Consider the following 16,160-nt stretch of genomic DNA (forward strand, 5'->3'; position numbering starts at 1 on the left):
GCGTGAAGCCCGGCCGGCAGTCATGCGGGCCGCACTGACCGCTTTCCTGCCTCGGGGCCTAAATACCTCGGAGGAAGGTTGGCCGGTGCTCGATCCCGTGGCTGGTGAGGCCATAAAAGACGGGCAGGATCACGAAAATCACCGACGCGATCAGTGGATGGACGAGGACACCCACCGCCCCCGCCGCAAGGTAAAGCACGACGCCGGCCGCAGCACGGGGCCGCTCACGTGCGAAGTAGGAATCTTCCACCTCCTCTTCGGTGAGTTCGGGATGCCGGGCAAGGTGTGAGAAGAACACCAGCCATGACAGGCACAGCAGGGCCCCGATGATCGCGTACAGTGCGACGCCGACCCTTTCGTCGGTCAGGTTGCCCGTCTTGCCGGTATCGATGATAACCGCGGTGGGCCAAGGCAAAAGCGCCAGCGTCGCGAGGATTCCCAGGTTAGACCAGTGTAGGCCGATGTCCATCTCCCGGATTCGGGTGAAGGCGGATTTATGGTTGAGCCAGATTACGGCCAAGTACAGGTAGGAGGCCGCGTACGCCAGGTATGTCGGCCATTGACCCAGCAATGCCGCCAGCAACCCCCCGGGCTCGGTCTCTGGCGGCTGCAGTTCAAGTACCAGGAGCGTTATGACGATCGCGATAACAGCGTCACTGAACGCCTCGGCACGGCCGGTGTCTGAACGTGTCACCTTCTGCTCCTATGCCTGAGGATCAGCTGGCCCTGGGTGCTTTTCGCTGGTGCTGTGACGCTGGAAGGCCTCTAGGCGTCGTCGCCGGGCAGCTTGTAAGCGAGCACGTCGACGCTCTGTATGTTCGGTTCCACGCTGAACAGCTCGGCTCCGTGAGCGGCAAGAGCTTGCCCGACACCCCCGGCCAGGTGGGCCTGCCGGGCCTCGTCATCGGGAAATACATCGAAGACGCCGAAGGTCGATTCGTCAAACTGGAGGGCGAACCAAGCGCGCGTACCAAGCTCCTGTTCTACGACGGAGCGTGCGCTGCGGAGGAAATCCGCGACGTCCTTCTCCTTGCCGGGCTTGGCCTTCAAGGTCACCGACAACGCAAACTCAATCATGCTGCTCACCCAGCCGGATCCCGTTGATTCCATACTGCACGACAGTTTTCATGGCGAGTCTCCTTGGAACGGTACTGCGTTGGGATGATGCGGACCGAACGGGCCTCGTGGAACCACCTCAACCTATCGAGGGAGCGGCGCGACTCACTGCCCAGTCTGGCAGTGATCGGTGGTCACCACAAGAGAGAATGCCGATGTCGACGCCAGTGAATCAGGGTTACAGTGCGGCGGCGCGGGCTGGTGGGCACCGCACTGGCCGGCTCGGGCATAAACCCGGAACTCTGCCTGCTGACCGCGGACACTTTTCTGCTAAATTGGCCGGCGTTTCCCTAGGGACTCTCTATCGGCATTTTCCAACGAAGACGGATCTGGTGGGGGCTGTGCTCGCTGAGTACGTCGAGCAAATCACCGTCGAAGCCGAGTCGGCGCTCGATCACGCCAAGAAAGGCCGTGGTTCGCCACTTTTGATCATCATTTCGTTCCTGCGCGAGGTCGTCCGGATTTCTGCGCTGAACGCGGCCGCGAAATCTGCCGCTCCTGCTCTTGGGGCTGCCGCGGACATCGATGAAACCCGTGCGGCGGCGGCGTTATCCGATTTCGGCAGTGCCTTTGGATCAGGCAGAACCGGTACGCGAGCGGTGGGCCGCGCTGGTTCTGCCACGCCTTACGGTCGATGCGGCCCGGTCTTTTCGCGGTCACGTTGGAGAGCAGTAGGTATAACGGCACGTCAGATTCGCTGGCAGCAAATCAGCAATTTCCAGGAGACCGGCTATTTGCTGGTCCTGCTCCCAGCCCCTGAAGATTTCAGACGTCGTCCACGGCGCGGCATTCTTCAACTGGGCCAACCGGCTGATGCTCTCGCTCGGAGAAGCCGAAGCCGCCTCCTGAACACTTCCTGACAACACTGCCTCTTCTCGAAAGAAGGGGCGGTGTTGTCGTTTGCCGGCCAGAGGTCACCAACACCACCTACTTCCCCCTACGACACCCCCGGGGATAACATCGCCATCCCGATCAGCTCCACCGAATACGCACAGGTCAACGCTGAATTCATATACCGCAGCAGCACAATCGCACCCACCACCCGCGTCACCCTGCCGGCGGCGACCCACAAGCCAGAGGACGCGGCCGCCGTCGAACACCACATGGAAACCATCCAGTTCCGTCCGCCGGCGGCTGCTAACTGCACACTCACCAGCCCCGAGCACGCCGCGCCCATCCCCACCATCGGCTACATCAACTGGTGGGAAGGCAGAGGATCCAAAGCCCACCCATACCTCCAACTAGCCCTCGACACCGACCCCGGCTACCGCTTCGCGCCTCACCGACCACATGCTCGGCGCCGGCATCATCGCAAGCTGGAACACCAACAAAAACACCGCCTACCGGAACGACTTGGACATGCCATAAGAATCAGGGCTCAACCTGATGGCCTAAAAAAGCGGGACTTTCCCAGCCACACCATTCCAGATCTACCGGGAGACCACAGCAGCAGGTCCGTTGACAGAGGAACGATCCACGTCGCAGCAGGCCAGCCGCCGTGCACTTCGTTTTGCAGACGCACAAGAGACACCGCTTAGGTCAAAGCCGGGGCTCAGTGCTACGAACTTAACAGCGATTCAGGGATGTACTAACAACCTTGCCCGAAACGTGGACCAGTTGGGCCACGATTCGATTCACCAGTCCTTCTCGCTCCTCGTTGATGTCTACGGGGATGTGCGCCTCGTCGGATTCAAGACCCTCAAACGTAGCCAGCTTGGAGCCCAGCAAGCTTCCGGGCATGTACTGGTGTTTCCTGCTGCTCAGCCGATTCGAGATGGTGACGGCGTCCCCGGCGAGGTGGATGAACACGACATCCGGGGCGAGGCTCCGCAGCAGGTCGCGGTAACTGCGCTTGAGCGCAGAGCACGCGATGATGCAGGAGTCCGCCCCCCGCGGGCGGGTTGGCCAACGCGGCGCCCTTTTCTGCGAGCCAAGGCGCCCGGTCGTCGTCGTTCAGCGGAACTCCGCCGGCCATCTTGGCCTTATTTGCGGCAGGGTGGAAGTCGTTGCCGTCAAAGAAGTCAACGGCCAGCCGCTCCCCCAGCAGCAACCCGACCGTTGATTTCCCGCACCCGGACACGCCCATCACCACCAGCGGCGGCAGCACCGTCACGATGCACTTCCTGTACCGAAGCTCAGCAGCACTTTCCCTGATTCAGCGGAGTTGCGGGCCACAGCGAAAGCCTCAAGCGCCTGTTCCACAGGAAAGTCGTGCGTAATGATGGGACCGATACTCAGGGAGCTGTCCGCGAGTGCTTCAATGACTTCGTCGATCTCGTCGTTGAACCGGAAGGAACCTTTCAGTTCAAGCTCCCGCGTGATGGCCAGGGAAATCAGCACCGGCTGCGGACCGGTGGGCAGCAGCCCAACCATCACCACCGTGCCCCCGCGGGTTGCGCCCTGGATGGCGGAGGCGAGGCCGTGGTGGTTGCCGGAAGATTCAATCACGACGTCGGCCTCCACGGCAGCGATCGCCTCAGCGTCCTCGGCGGTGATGACGTTGTCCGCCCCCACCGCTTTGGCAATTTCAAGCGGCTTTTCATGCATGTCGACGGCGGTAATCCGGCGCGCACCGGCGCGTTTCAGGACCGCGACCGCAAGTGCGCCGATGGGGCCACTGCCGATCACGAGCGCCGTCTTTCCATTGACGTCACCGGCCCTCTCTACAGCGTGCCAGGCCACGGAAGCGGGCTCGATCAGCGCCGCAGTGCGCAGGTCGATACTGTTGGGCAGCGCCCGGAGCATCCTCGTCGGGAGGTTCACGAATCGGCTGAAAGCCCCGTCCTTGTGTGGGTAGCGCGCCGCGCTGCCCAGGTACGTGCAGCCCGGCGAGAGATTGGGGCGGTCTGCCGGATACCGGGCAACACCGGGGCCGGGGGTGGCGGGATGAACCGTCACGGGGGTCCCGGCGTCGGGACCGGTTCCGTCCGCAGCAGGGCGGAGCACGGTCCCGGAAATTTCATGCCCCAAGACCAACGGCGCCTTCAAGATCGACTCCCCGGCTGCGCCATGAAGCCAGTAGTGCAGGTCCGATCCGCAAACACCGCCGTAGTGAACTTCAACGACTGCCTCGTTTGGAGCTGGAGCGGCGAGGGTGAGTTCTTCGATCCGTAAGTCGCCGGCGGCATGAGCAACCACGGCGGGACCTGTCACTGGAAGGGCTGTATCAATACTCATCAGACCACCACCGTCATTCCGCCATCGATAAAGATGGTTTGTCCGTTGACGAAGTTCGAGCCGCCGGATGCTAACCAGACTGCCGGGCCCGCCAGATCCTGCACAGTCCCCCACCGGTTCGCCGGAGTCCGGCCAAGGATCCAGGAATTGAACTGCTCGTCGTCCACCAGGTTTTGGGTCATTTCGGTGTGGATGTAGCCCGGCGCAATCCCGTTGATCTGCAGCCCGGACGAAGCCCACTCGGCGGTCATCGCGCGGGTGAGGTTCCGCAGTCCGCCCTTCGCCGCTACATACGGGGCGATGGTGGGCCGGGCCAGGTCGGTCTGCACCGAGCAGATGTTGATGATCTTGCCGTGGCCGCGGGGAATCATAAAGCGGGCTGCTTCCCGGCCCACCAGGAAGGCGCTGGTCAGGTCAGTGGAGATGACCCGATCCCAGTCCTTCACGTCCAGGTCCAGCATCGGCACGCGGTGCTGGATGCCCGCGTTGTTCACCAGAATCCCGAGCGGCCCTACGTGCTCTTCCACCCAGGCGATGCCCCGCGCCACTCCGGTATCGCTCGTAACGTCGAAAGCGACACTGTGGATCCGGCCGGGCGCGTAGTCGGCTGCCATGGCGGCAGCGGCGTCCTTGAGCCGCTCCTCGGTGACGCCGTTCAGCACCACTGTTGCGCCGGCGTCGGCGAGAGCCCGTGCCAGTCCGTTGCCGATCCCCCGGCTCGAACCTGTTACCAAGGCAACCCGACCTGTCAGGTCGAAAAGTGAACTCATGAAAACGGCCCTGACTGCACCAGGTTGGCTGGAGCCTGCCCATCTGCCAGGGCTTTGAGCTGTTTCCGGAGGAGCTTCAGGATCCGCGGTTGGAACGCTGACGCGTTGCCGCCCACGTGAGGCGTGATCAAGGCGTTGGTAGTGGACCACAGAGGATGGTCCTTCGGCAGCGGTTCGGGATCGACGACGTCGATGGCGCACTGCAGGCGACCGGACAGGACCTCCTTGGTCAGCGCCGAGGTGTCCACCACGGAGCCTCGGCCCACGTTAACCACCAAGGCACCATCCGGGAGGGCGGCAAGAACCTCTTCACCGATCAGTTGATGGGTGTGTTGGTTCAGGGGAAGCACCGACACAAGAATGTCGTGGCTGGTGGCAAGCGCGACGAGCTCCGAGGAGGCGTGCACGTTACCGTGCTCATCGGTGCGGGCGGAGCTGCCCACCCGGGTGACCGTGACTTCGAAAGGCTGCAAGCGGCGGAGGATCTCCTGCCCGATCCCTCCGATTCCCACCAGCAGGACGCGCCGGTCGGCCAGGGACTGGCGCCGCTCTGGCCGCCAGAGGCCGGACTGCTGGTCCCGGACCGCTTGGTCGATACCGCGCAGCTTGGCAAGGATTAGCCCGATGGCTAGTTCTGCCGTGGCTGCCGCGTGGACGCCGGAGGCATTGGCGACTCCGACCGCCGGACCCGCTGCCTCAATCACGCCGTCGTACCCGGTCGACTGGGTCTGGACGAATTTCAGGGACTCAACCTTGGCGAGGGAACCCAACACTGCGCCGGCGTTGATGTACGGGAGGACAACGCCGTCAATCTCTGCGAGCGTCCCGCCGTCGGGATCTGCTTCCAGGTCCCAGACCACCCCCCGCAGCCCTTCGGGTAAAGGAGAGAGATCATCGAGGAGCTGCCGGTCCGGGAGGCTGACGGTGCGCACAGTTTGCATGGGTAAACCTATCAATCGGTCTGGTGGGGGCTGCGGCTAGCGGCGGTCGAAGGTGAGGCCGCCGGGGACCTGGAATGTCGGCATGAGTTCGAGCATGCCGACGTTGACGTGGCGGGGAGTTTCGATTGCGTAGTCCAGGGCGTTCACGATGTCGTCGGTGGTCAATGACTCGTAGCCTTCGTAGTAGGTCTGCCAGGCTTCTTCCATGGCCTCGGGCGTGCCACCCATGTTGCGGCCGAAGATCTCGGTCTCCACACGGCCCGGGCAGATTTCGGTGACGCGGATTCGCTTGCCGACGGTGTCGTTCCTGAGCTGGCGGGAAATCTGGTGCACGGCGGCTTTGGTGGCGTGATAAACCGTGTGTCCGTAGAAGTTGTAGGTGCCTGCAATCGAACTGATGTTGATGACGTGGCCGAGGTCGCGCTCCACCATTCCGGGCAGCACCAGCCGTGTGAGCTGCAGCAGGCCGCGCAGGTTCACGTCCACCAGTTCGTCGATATCCTCTTCGGACGAGTCCAGGATGTTGCCGGGCCGGGAAACTCCGGCGCAGTTCACCAGGACGTCCACCTTGAGGTCATTCACGACGGCGGCCAGGGCGGCCGTGTCGGTCAGGTCCACCACGTGCGGAACTGCTCCGGTGCGGTCGGCCAGTTCGGCGAGGCGTTCCTCGTTGCGGGCGACGGCGTGGACGGTGAGGCCGCGCTTGGCGAGTCGTTCGGCGATGGCGGCACCCATACCGGTTGAAGCTCCGGTGACGAGGGCTGTGGTGTAGTCAGAAAAAGACATTGGGGTTCTCCAAAAAGGTGGGGAATCGGTAGGCGAAGTGCACCGGACCGGGTGATCCGGCGCACTTCGCTATTTAGGAAGGGTTAGGCGTCGCGCAGCGGTTCGTGGGCGCGGTCCTTGACGGTGCTGACCGCGATGAGGGTGCCCAGCGCTGTGATCACTGCGTAGAACGCCGGCATGTAGATGTTGCCGGTGCTGCTGATCAACCAAGTCATGAGAAGGGGGGCCGTACCGCCAAAGAGTGCCGAAGAGATGTTGTACCCAAGGCCGTAAGCGGAGTAGCGGACGCGTGTGGGGAACAGTTCAACGATGAGGATGTGGATCACTGCCGTGTGGCCTGCGAAGACGATTGCCATGATGCAGGCACCGAGGATGGCCAAGCCCATTTCCCCGGTGGCGATCAATGCGTAGGACGGGATGCCGAGGACTGCCATGGCGATGGCGGACCCGGCGATGACCTTCTTGCGGCCCACTCGGTCGGAGAGGGCGCCCATGAACGGGATGGCGATGCAGATGACAACCAGGCTGCACGCGGTAACCAGCAGTGCCTCGCCAATGGTGAAGTTCAGCTGCTTGCCCTTGAGGAACGTGGGCATGTACGAGAACAGGACGTAGTAGCCGGAGCCGTTCATCAGCGGGATGAAGAGTGCCAGGAGCATGGCCCGGCGGTGCTCGGCAGACTTGAAGGCTTCCTTGAGCGGGTTCCTGGAAAGGCCGCCCTCTTCCTTCAGCTTGACGAAGTTGGGGGTGTCGCTGATGGCCTTGCGAATGTACCAACCAATGATGCCCATGGGGATGGCGACAAGGAACGGGATGCGCCATGCGAACGAGCCGAAGCCCCCGCCGTCGATCGCTGCCTGGGTGAGCCACGGCGACATGGAGTAAGCGACCAAAGTACCGGTAAGCAGTGCCGCGAAGGATGCGATCTGGGCGTAGGAGGTGATGATGCCGCGCTTGCCTTCCGGGGCGTGCTCAGCGAGGAAGGTCATGGCGCCGGCAGCTTCACCGCCGACGGAGAAGCCCTGCAGGAGACGCAGGAGAACCAACAGAATGGGGGCCGCGATGCCGATGGCCGCGTAGGAGGGCAAGAGGCCGATGCCGGCCGTGGCAACACTGATCAGGAGAATGACGAAGACCAGGAGCTTTTGCCTGCCGATCCGGTCCCCGAGGTAGCCGCACACGACGGCGCCGAGCGGGCGGACGAAGAAAGAGACCGCATATCCTGCGAACACGAAGAGCAGGGCGTTGTCCGGGTTCCCGGGCGCCAGGAAGACGAGGGCCAGCGTTCCCGCCATGAAGGCGAAAATGCCGTTGTCGTACAGTTCCACGAAGATGCCAACACAACCTGCGGTGACAACCTTGCGGGTTTGGCGGCCCGTGAGCCGCTCATGCTGCGCGGGCGCAGCGTTGGTGCTTGCGGTCATGACTTTTCCTTACTGAGATGAGCGTAGCAACGCCTACTGGTATGACGACAGGGTTTTAGCTGCATGCCGCAACTGGTAGGTCCTGCCACTGGGGACGGCATCCGATGCCGAGGAGTCCGAAGACGGTGTTAACGGATTCGCGGAGGGTTTCGAGTTGGGCCCGCGAGCGCCTGTGGACGGCAGTTGCCTCCGCCACTGTTGTTTTCCGAAAACGGACTTTGTCCCCTGGCCTCGCTTGGGCCAGGACATCCAGTCCGGTGCTGGTGACTACTGCGAGTACCGGATACCCGGCGGTGACGCCACGTCCACGGTGCAGTACCAGCAGCTCTTCCCTTGAGGGAACCTCGACGGCGCCCACTGGCACGCCGCGGGAAAGCACCTCACCGGTGGTGGTTCTTTCCGGAAGCTCCCCGCCGAGTCGCAGACCGATGTGGTTGCTGCGGCCGCTGACTGCGTACTCGGTGGTGAAGAGCAATTCACCGGATTCGCCGAACTCGGCGACATCCGGCCCGTCGGTCACGTCGACCAACAAGTCTGATCCCATGCTCGGGCGTTCAAGGCCGAGCCGGAAAAGGGGAAGGTCGAAGTACGGCTGGCGTACTGGGCCCACGCTCCTACGGGTGAGCAGCGTAGTTCCTTCCTTGAGCTGAAGCCCGAAGCCCACGACCGTGTCCGGGGCTGCACTGCCGAGCAAGGTCTCTGCCTCGACGGAACCGTGGATAGCAAGGTAGGCGCGGAGGCCACGATGGATCCCGCGAAGGGAAACCGATTCGCCGGCCCGTACGGACACGGGCTCCCACTGGCTGGCCGGACGTCCGCCAACTGTGAGCGTGAGTGGAGCCCCGGTGACGGCGATCAGGATGTCGGTGGTGGCCTTCATCCGGAAGTCCAGGGCCGTGATCTCCACCAGGGGATGGTTGTCCAGGTTCCCTGCCAGGATGTTGGCGGCACGGGCCGAGTACTGGTCCAGGGCCCCGTTGACCGGAAGGCCGAAGCGGGGGCCACGGGTCCTGCCGAGGTCAGTAACCACCGAGTTGCCTGGCTGCTGGATGAGGATTTCGCCGGTCATGGCTGCACCCCTGGTTCCAAGGGTTCCAGCTCCAGGCCGGCGTAGTCGCTGAACTCCTCTGGGCGGATCTGGCGGAACCGCAGGATGTCCCCCGGCTTGTAAGGCACCAGAGGCTCGCGACGAATGTTCAGTACCGAAAAGGGAGTCTGTCCGATGACGCACCAACCACCCGGGGCCATTGCCGGAGCGATGACTGCCTGCCGACCGGCCACAGAGACGGCTCCAGCCGGGACGCTGAGCCGGGGATCCTTGAGCCGCGGCACGGGCTTGGGGAATGCGGGCCCGTCCATCATCGGGGACCCGGCGGGCGCGCCGAGGCAGCGGACGGTGTACGTCTTTTCGATGTGGAGGCGGATGACCTCCTCCACGGAGATCCCCTGGTGCTCAGCGACGCGCTCCAAGTCGGGGCCGTACCCGCCGCCATACACGACGGGGACATCGAACTCGCGGGGTGCTTTTGCGGACTCGTCGGCGTGGGCGAGCTCCAACAGTCCCAGCTTTACGAAGGCCCGGACCTGGCGGGCAGAAACGAGGAGGGGATCGAACTCCACCAACACCGAATCGTAGGTGGGAACCGCGCCGTGTAGACCTTCGGCACCGCAGTTTTCGAGCCAGTTGGCCAGCCCATGGACGGTGAGCCAGTTCTGTTCGCTCGCTTCGGAGATGGCAACCACACGCACTGCGGAGTCTCCGGACTCGTAGATCTCGGTGGGAGACGCTGTGAGGACGGACATGTCAGGCCGCTTTCTTCTTTGCGTCCATGACCTCAGCCAGGGGTGCGATGTGGACACCGGCGGTAATGAGTTCCGAACGGATCCGACGTGCCAGCTGCACGGCGCCAGGGTTGTCCCCGTGCAGGAGGAGGGTGTCCACGGCGATGTCCAGGTCCGCACCGTTGGCGCAGCGGACCTTGCCCTCAACCACCATGCGCAGGGTACGGTCCACGATCTCCGTAGGATCATGCAGCACGGCACCGGGCTGGCTGCGGGGAACCAGCGTGCCGTCTTCCTGGTAGGCGCGGTCCACGATGCCCACGATTGCGACGTCCAGCCCGGCGTCGCGTGACGCTGCAGCCAGTTCGCCTTCCTGGGCCACCACGATCAGTTCGTTGTCGACGCGGACCGCGGCTTCAGCCACAGCCTTGGCATAGTCGTCGCGGACTGCGACGAGGTTGCCAATCCGGCCGTGCGGGGCCAGGTGCGTGACCTTGGTGCCGTGGAAAGCGGCGAAGCCGTTCAACGCGCCCAGCTGATAAAGAACATCGTTCCGGACCTCGTCGGCAGTGAGGCCCATGTCCCGCCGTCCGAACCCTCGCAGGTCAGGGAAGCTTGGATGTGCCCCGATGCCGACTCCGCGGCGAACGCACTCAGCCACCGTGGCCGCCATGATGTCCGGATCACCGGCATGGAACCCGCACGCGATATTGGCGCTTGAAACGATCTCCAGGAGCTCGGAATCGTCGCCAATGGTGTAGGCGCCAAATCCCTCTCCAAGATCCGCTACAAGATCAATTATCGGGTTCACGTGGTTCTCTTTCCGTGTGGTTCTGCAGGTAATGCGGGAATTTGCCAACGCCGCGTAATGGGTCATAAAAGAATTCCCGGTAAATGGCAGTCGCCGGAGTAAATCGGGGGCGTTGCCTGAAGTTCGTTCCAAAAGTCTCGCACCCGTCGGGACCCCTGCACAAAGACCTAATAGCTATCCCGTGATAGGTCTCCGTTATGACGTACACCACCCGGCCCTGTGGCATGGGTCCCAGCGGAACCCTGCTGGGAGATGCGTCTATATTTGAACATCGGGACCTGCCACCCAGGGGACTTCCCACCCACGGGGCACGGCTCCAGGAAGGTACATCCATGGACACGCGGAAGCTCTCATACTTCGTTCAGATCGTTGACTCCGGGAGCATCACGAAGGCCGCGGCTGCCCTCCATGTGGCCCAGCCGGCCCTCAGCCAGCAAGTCTCGGCACTGGAGAACGATCTCAAGCAGCGGCTGCTGATCCGCAGCAAGCAAGGCGTCGAACCCACGGCAGCCGGGCACACGCTCTACCGCCATGCACAGTCGATCCTGCGGCTGGTGGAGCAAGCCCGCCAGGACGTCGCTTCCTCCGGCGCCGCACCCGGGCCGGGTGTCCATTGCCATCGCGCCGTACAGCATGGCCTCCAGCCTGACTCCCCAGATCATCAGCGAGGTCGGCCGCCGCTACCCGGATATCGTGGTCCACCTGACCGAAATTTTTGGCGGAGTCCTGAGCGAAGCCATCAAGAACGGCCGCCTCGACATGGCGTTGATTTACGAGCCTGGAAAGATCCGGGGCGTTCAATTCACCACCATGATCGTCGAAGACCTCCACCTGGTGGTGCACCCGGACGTGGACCTCGCCCCCGGCAAAGACGGCAAGAACACCATCACGCTTGCGGAAGCCAGCACAGTAGGGCTGTTCCTGCCGGAGAAGAACCACACCCTTCGCCAGCTCATCGAAAAAGGCTTGGCGGACCAGGACCTGCCTTTGAGGCTGGTGGGCGAAGTGGAATCCGTCCCTTCCCTGACCAGGCTCATCCGGGCGAACCTCGGCGGCACGGTGTTGCCCAAATCAGCAGCGGATGCCCTCTTCCCGGACCAGGACTTCAAGGTGCTGCGGATCGTGGAACCCGGCCTGCAGAGCAAGATCGCCCTGTGCACCCCGGACCACGAGCCCTTGTCCGAGGCCGCGTCTGCCGTGCTGCTGGTGGTCAAAGAGATGCTCCATCAGCAACTGATCAACAAGTACGGGACCGACCCCGTGCAACTCCCGGCCCATCCATAACAAAGCCTTATCCGGACAGACAGCTTTGGTCTTATTCAAGACCGTTCTAATTTCCTAATATCGAATTAGCAAACAATTCGAAACCAGCTCACGGATTCCGCGGGCACGTTCAAAGGAAACAACGGTGAAAAAGATCAGCACAGCCGGATGGGTGTCGAATCCAACCCGCGGAACCCTCAGCGCACGAACCGGATTCCATTGCCCACGGAACGGCTTCTGGCGCCCACTTGGCGGGATCGGCGAACCGCTGTTCGTCTTTGAAGGAAGCCTGATGCCGGCGCACGCGGGCAACAGCATTGAATGGCACTTGGTGGACACCCGGCCCGGTCGCGCCGGCCTCGACTGACCCGGCCACCCGCCGTCGTACCTTAACCGAATCTGCACCACGTTGAGGCGCCCTGCCACCGGCAAGGCGCCTTTCTTGTGCTCGAATACAGCAAGCCAAAGAGTCAACGGCACGCCAAAGACCGGCCGCTGCTGATGTACCAGCAGCGGCCGGTCCGGGCCGGAGCTCCTAGTCTTCGACCAGGAGGCCCTTCTCTTTCAGCTTCTCCGTCAGGCCGCACAGCTCAATGGTGTTGCCGCCGTCGTGGTAAAGCTTGATGAGTTCGCGCTCATGGTCGTCGCGGGCTTGGGACAAGGCGATGACTTCCTCGGCCTCCTCGCGGCGAACTACTACTACCCCGTCAGCGTCACCGCGAAGGATGTCGCCTGGGTAGATGATTTCGTCGCCGAAGATAATCGGGTGGTTGATCGGGCCAAGCGTTTCCTTCACCGTGCCCTTGATGCTGATGCTGCCGGAGAAGACGGGCAGGCCGAGCGCGATCAGGTCCTGGGTGTCGCGGACGCCGGAATCGGTGACCATCGCGGCGATTCCCTTGGCCTTCATGGCGTTGCCCAGGACGTCGCCGAACGTGCCGGCCTCGGCCATTTCCTGTGCGCCAACAAGCACGACGTCACCCGCCTGTGCATAGTGGATGGCCACCTGGAGCATGAGGTTGTCCTGCGGTGCACAGGCGACGGTGACGGCCGGACCACAGAAGGACATGGAGCGGTCAATCGGCTTGATCTTGGAGCTCAAGGCGCCCCGGCGGCCCTGCGCTTCATGGATCGTTGCAGAAGAGAAGGCGGCGAGGCGGCTGACGACATCAGCCTCGGGCCGCTCGAACTTGGTCTTGACGTGGATCATTTCCTGGGTCTTTCTAGGTGAGATTGTTGACGGCATCGCGGATGGAATCCACGCCGGCGTTGATGGTCTCCAGCGAAGTGGCGAAGGAGATGCGGAAGTAGGGACCAAGGCCGTAGGCCGAACCCTGGATGACGGCCACGCGCGCGGCGTCCAGCAGATAGAGCGTGAAATCCTGATCGTTCTCGATGATCCGGCCGTCAGGCGCGGATTTGCCGATTACCCCTGAGCAGTTCACGTAGGCATAGAAGGCACCTTCCGCCGGCGCAACTGACAGGCCGTCGATTGCGTTCAAACCCTCGACGGCGGCGTCCCGGCGCTTGCGGTAAACCTCCACACTGTCGCGAACGAAGGACTGATCGCCGTTCAGCGCGGCGGCTGCGGCTGCCTGGCTGATGGACGACGGGCACGACGACGTCTGGGACTGCAGTTTGTTCATCGCCGCGATCAAGGGCGCCGGCCCGACGCCGTAGCCCAGCCGCCAACCGGTCATCGCGTAGGCCTTGGAAACGCCGTTAACCAACAGGATCCGATCCTTGAGAGCCGGAGCGGCAGTGACCAAGCTGGTTACGCGGCCGTCGCCGAAGTTGACTTCGTCGTAGATTTCATCGGTGAGGACGAAGACGTGGGGGTGTTCACCGAGGACCGCTCCAAGAGCCTGAAGTTCCTTGCGGGAGTAGACCGCACCGGTCGGGTTGGATGGCGCGTTGAGGATCAGCCATTTGGTCTTGGGGGTGATGGCATTTTCCAACGCGTCCGGCGTGAGCTTGAAGCCAGTGTCTTCGCCGCACGCGACGATCACGGGCGTGCCGTCGTTGGCCAGGACCATGTCCGGGTAGGAAACCCAGTACGGCGCCGGGACAATTACTTCATCGCCTTCATTGAGCGATGCCATGAGTGCGACGTACAGGACCTGCTTGGCGCCGCCGCCAATAGTGAGCTGGTTTCGCTCGTAGTGGTGCCCGGTGTGGCCTTCGATCTTTCGAAGGATGGCCGTCTGCAGCTCGGGCGTACCAGTCACCGAGGTGTACTTGGTCTCGCCGGCGTGGATTGCCTCGATGGCGGCGGCCTTGATGTGGTCCGGGGTGTCGAAGTCCGGCTCGCCAACAGTAAGGTCGATGATCGGGATGCCTTCAGCTTTCAGTTCGCGGACGCGGGCGGCCGCGGCAACGCTGGCGGAGGACTTGATACGCGTGACCCTCGACGCCGGCAGGAACTCAGACATGTCTCCTCCAGGAATGTGGAACTCGGGACGCGCGGATTCGCGTATCCCTTTTTCGAGACTAGGGATCCGGGGGCGCTGTGGATAAGACCTAATGTGCGTGGATTCATAAGAGGGTCTTATGACGTCCGGCCTTGTACCGGTGATCCGTGTGCTGATTAGGGTGTTTTCCAGCCCGGACGGGTTGTGGCTATGCACTTTGCTTATGGGCTCACACGTTATTGGTATTTCCGCGGCTGGACGAAGGCTGCCTAGATTCATAGCTCAGAAGTGTTCGCCAATCGTCGGAGAGAGAGACAATGCGCGCCCAAGTCGGGTCAGTCCAGAGCCGACCGCCTACTGGCAGATACAGTTATCGCGCCAAGGAACCCGTCCGACCCGAAGCTGCGGACGACCAGGAACATGCCAAGCTCACGCGCGCCCTCGCCGCCCACCGGCAACTCCTCTCCCACGCGGCAAGTGCCATTCGGAATTTGACCGCAGCAAGAAACGAGTTGATCGCCCAAGCTATAGAGGACGGGCTTCCCGTCGGCACTGTTGCTGCCGTCGCCGGAGAGAACATCAAAGCAGTCCGGACCATCGCTTTGGCTTATGAAGAGCTTTATCCGAGCGGACTCCCCCGCCAGGCCCATCTGTCCCCGTTACGGGCGAAAAGCGAGGAGCTCCGGACCGCCGAAGCTCATCGGGACCAGATCCTTGGGCGCCGCGAAGCCCTCATTCTCATGGCACGCCGGAAGCAGGTCTGTGATGACTTGGAACTTGCTTCGCTGACCGGGCTTACCCCGGACCACATCCGGCGGACTGTACGTGGCAACCCCCGGTCTTCCTAAATCCGCAACACCTTTTGATGCTGTGCCTGCTGTGGTCGATCGATGCGATGGAGAACCACATGGACATGATGTTGAGGGGTGGGTTCAGACGGTCTTTCCTACATCCGCCGGCAGTGGAGATGATGTTGATGATCGCCAATCGCCGCTCAAGTGGTCTATGGCCTCGGAACCTATAAAGACGCCCGGATGTTGACCGCGAACACGTTCTCACGTCCTTCGCTCGATAAAGGCGATTTAGGTGGACAATGTCCGCTCCCACTTTGGTCTGACAAAAGGACCGGCCGGGGTCGGTCGCCTCGCGGCAGCAACCAGCCCAACCACTAACTTTGACGGAGCATCTCGACGCCACGTTGCGCTCGGTCCCTCTGCCCTGCAGAGGTTGAGGACAACCACGACCTATCGGACGAATCAAGAGAAGAACGCATAACCCCAGCATGAGCACGCATGCGGAGGGCCCCGCCGGCCGCGGCCGAGCCTGAAGCCGTTCCCCACAACCCAAATGACCCCGCGGCGCCAGGCACACACAGTGTCAGAGCGTCCTGGCCGCTCCGGCGGCTGCACGGCCCAAAGGAACAAACTTTGAAAAAGCCTGGTTAGGACCTCAGCGGGCATTTTCGGCATGCCCTGACGCACGTGGCTTAGCGTCTCCGATCTTGGATGCCTGGACGTTCGACTCAAACGAACAGCAGTATCAGCCGACGGAATTGCGCCTGTCGGCGCTCCGGTCGAACTGCGGATAGATGGAACGTCCAGCTCCTACCGTGTGTCCCTTTGCTTCAGTACTTAATGGGTTCCATGCGGCCCGAGCGCAGGGAAAGCACGGCTGCTTCG

Annotated in this window: 16 protein-coding genes and 1 pseudogene; 4 read left to right on the forward strand and 13 right to left on the reverse strand. The window is 62.6% G+C overall.

Annotation, left to right across the window (positions count from 1 at the left end):
• Window positions 1-58: 58 nt before the first annotated feature.
• Entirely contained in the window at window positions 59-694 is a 636-nt protein-coding gene (locus ABHM97_RS19155) for a TMEM175 family protein (RefSeq protein WP_281450340.1), read from the reverse strand.
• Between the two features lie 71 nt (window positions 695-765).
• On the reverse strand, window positions 766-1,077 hold the full coding sequence (locus ABHM97_RS19160; RefSeq protein WP_235521975.1) for a putative quinol monooxygenase: 312 nt from the start codon (window positions 1,075-1,077) through the stop codon (window positions 766-768).
• 194 nt (window positions 1,078-1,271) lie between these two features.
• On the opposite strand from ABHM97_RS19160, the gene ABHM97_RS19165 reads away from it, so the two are divergent.
• The gene (locus tag ABHM97_RS19165) at window positions 1,272-1,976 is read left to right on the forward strand and encodes a TetR/AcrR family transcriptional regulator (protein WP_349471870.1); all 705 of its coding nucleotides are present in this window, start codon (window positions 1,272-1,274) and stop codon (window positions 1,974-1,976) included.
• 706 nt (window positions 1,977-2,682) lie between these two features.
• Here the strand turns inward: ABHM97_RS19165 and ABHM97_RS19170 are convergent.
• From ABHM97_RS19170 to ABHM97_RS19210, 9 genes are all read right to left on the reverse strand, one after another.
• Entirely contained in the window at window positions 2,683-2,925 is a 243-nt protein-coding gene (locus ABHM97_RS19170) for a hypothetical protein (RefSeq protein ID WP_349471871.1), read from the reverse strand.
• A gap of 300 nt (window positions 2,926-3,225) precedes the next feature.
• Window positions 3,226-4,293, reverse strand: coding sequence for an L-idonate 5-dehydrogenase (locus tag ABHM97_RS19175; protein ID WP_235521899.1), 1,068 nt, complete (start codon window positions 4,291-4,293; stop codon window positions 3,226-3,228).
• The gene (locus ABHM97_RS19180; RefSeq protein WP_235521898.1) at window positions 4,293-5,063 is read right to left on the reverse strand and encodes an SDR family oxidoreductase; all 771 of its coding nucleotides are present in this window, start codon (window positions 5,061-5,063) and stop codon (window positions 4,293-4,295) included. Before ABHM97_RS19180 ends, ABHM97_RS19175 begins: the two co-directional genes overlap by 1 nt.
• Entirely contained in the window at window positions 5,060-6,004 is a 945-nt protein-coding gene (locus ABHM97_RS19185; protein WP_349471872.1) for a 2-hydroxyacid dehydrogenase, read from the reverse strand. Before ABHM97_RS19185 ends, ABHM97_RS19180 begins: the two co-directional genes overlap by 4 nt.
• 36 nt (window positions 6,005-6,040) lie before the next feature.
• Window positions 6,041-6,790: an SDR family oxidoreductase gene (locus ABHM97_RS19190; RefSeq protein WP_235521896.1), complete on the reverse strand. Its 750-nt coding sequence runs from the start codon at window positions 6,788-6,790 to the stop codon at window positions 6,041-6,043.
• Window positions 6,791-6,873: 83 nt separating this feature from the next.
• Entirely contained in the window at window positions 6,874-8,214 is a 1,341-nt protein-coding gene (locus ABHM97_RS19195; RefSeq protein ID WP_235521895.1) for an MFS transporter, read from the reverse strand.
• A gap of 55 nt (window positions 8,215-8,269) precedes the next feature.
• Window positions 8,270-9,283, reverse strand: a complete 1,014-nt coding sequence (locus ABHM97_RS19200) for a 5-oxoprolinase subunit C family protein (RefSeq protein WP_235521894.1) — start codon at window positions 9,281-9,283, stop codon at window positions 8,270-8,272.
• A complete protein-coding gene (locus ABHM97_RS19205) occupies window positions 9,280-10,017 on the reverse strand; it encodes a 5-oxoprolinase subunit B family protein (RefSeq protein ID WP_235521893.1) in 738 nt (245 codons plus the stop codon). The genes ABHM97_RS19200 and ABHM97_RS19205 overlap by 4 nt, the downstream gene beginning before the upstream one ends.
• A 1-nt stretch (window position 10,018) precedes the next feature.
• Window positions 10,019-10,807: a LamB/YcsF family protein gene (locus tag ABHM97_RS19210; protein ID WP_349471873.1), complete on the reverse strand. Its 789-nt coding sequence runs from the start codon at window positions 10,805-10,807 to the stop codon at window positions 10,019-10,021.
• 332 nt (window positions 10,808-11,139) lie between these two features.
• Between ABHM97_RS19210 and ABHM97_RS19215 the strand changes: the two are divergent.
• Window positions 11,140-12,091, forward strand: a pseudogene (locus tag ABHM97_RS19215) (LysR substrate-binding domain-containing protein).
• 124 nt (window positions 12,092-12,215) lie between these two features.
• A complete protein-coding gene (locus ABHM97_RS19220) occupies window positions 12,216-12,437 on the forward strand; it encodes a hypothetical protein (protein WP_309992788.1) in 222 nt (73 codons plus the stop codon).
• Window positions 12,438-12,605: 168 nt separating this feature from the next.
• On the opposite strand, the gene ABHM97_RS19225 is transcribed toward ABHM97_RS19220, so the two are convergent.
• Together ABHM97_RS19225 and ABHM97_RS19230 are read right to left on the reverse strand one after the other, a co-directional pair.
• Window positions 12,606-13,280 carry a 4-carboxy-4-hydroxy-2-oxoadipate aldolase/oxaloacetate decarboxylase gene (locus ABHM97_RS19225; RefSeq protein WP_235521889.1) on the reverse strand — a complete coding sequence of 225 codons (675 nt, stop codon included), beginning with the start codon at window positions 13,278-13,280 and terminating at the stop codon, window positions 12,606-12,608.
• A 13-nt stretch (window positions 13,281-13,293) separates the two neighbouring features.
• Window positions 13,294-14,502 carry an aspartate transaminase gene (locus ABHM97_RS19230; protein WP_235521888.1) on the reverse strand — a complete coding sequence of 403 codons (1,209 nt, stop codon included), beginning with the start codon at window positions 14,500-14,502 and terminating at the stop codon, window positions 13,294-13,296.
• 470 nt (window positions 14,503-14,972) lie between these two features.
• Between ABHM97_RS19230 and ABHM97_RS19235 the strand changes: the two genes are divergently transcribed.
• The gene (locus ABHM97_RS19235; protein ID WP_349471874.1) at window positions 14,973-15,329 is read left to right on the forward strand and encodes a hypothetical protein; all 357 of its coding nucleotides are present in this window, start codon (window positions 14,973-14,975) and stop codon (window positions 15,327-15,329) included.
• Window positions 15,330-16,160 lie beyond the last annotated feature (831 nt).

The sequence above is a fragment of the Paenarthrobacter sp. CAP02 genome, from assembly GCF_040137855.1.
Taxonomy (GTDB): Bacteria; Actinomycetota; Actinomycetes; order Actinomycetales; family Micrococcaceae; genus Arthrobacter.

What these genes read in the sequence shown, in the direction of transcription:
- ABHM97_RS19160 (WP_235521975.1), bottom strand. Translation starts at nt 1,077, where the DNA reads ATGATTGAGTTTGCGTTGTCGGTGACCTTGAAGGCCAAGCCCGGCAAG.
- ABHM97_RS19165 (WP_349471870.1), top strand. Translation starts at nt 1,272, where the DNA reads ATGTCGACGCCAGTGAATCAGGGTTACAGTGCGGCGGCGCGGGCTGGT.
- ABHM97_RS19175 (WP_235521899.1), bottom strand. Translation starts at nt 4,293, where the DNA reads ATGAGTATTGATACAGCCCTTCCAGTGACAGGTCCCGCCGTGGTTGCT.
- ABHM97_RS19180 (WP_235521898.1), bottom strand. Translation starts at nt 5,063, where the DNA reads ATGAGTTCACTTTTCGACCTGACAGGTCGGGTTGCCTTGGTAACAGGT.
- ABHM97_RS19185 (WP_349471872.1), bottom strand. Translation starts at nt 6,004, where the DNA reads ATGCAAACTGTGCGCACCGTCAGCCTCCCGGACCGGCAGCTCCTCGAT.
- ABHM97_RS19190 (WP_235521896.1), bottom strand. Translation starts at nt 6,790, where the DNA reads ATGTCTTTTTCTGACTACACCACAGCCCTCGTCACCGGAGCTTCAACC.
- ABHM97_RS19195 (WP_235521895.1), bottom strand. Translation starts at nt 8,214, where the DNA reads ATGACCGCAAGCACCAACGCTGCGCCCGCGCAGCATGAGCGGCTCACG.
- ABHM97_RS19200 (WP_235521894.1), bottom strand. Translation starts at nt 9,283, where the DNA reads ATGACCGGCGAAATCCTCATCCAGCAGCCAGGCAACTCGGTGGTTACT.
- ABHM97_RS19205 (WP_235521893.1), bottom strand. Translation starts at nt 10,017, where the DNA reads ATGTCCGTCCTCACAGCGTCTCCCACCGAGATCTACGAGTCCGGAGAC.
- ABHM97_RS19225 (WP_235521889.1), bottom strand. Translation starts at nt 13,280, where the DNA reads ATGATCCACGTCAAGACCAAGTTCGAGCGGCCCGAGGCTGATGTCGTC.
- ABHM97_RS19230 (WP_235521888.1), bottom strand. Translation starts at nt 14,502, where the DNA reads ATGTCTGAGTTCCTGCCGGCGTCGAGGGTCACGCGTATCAAGTCCTCC.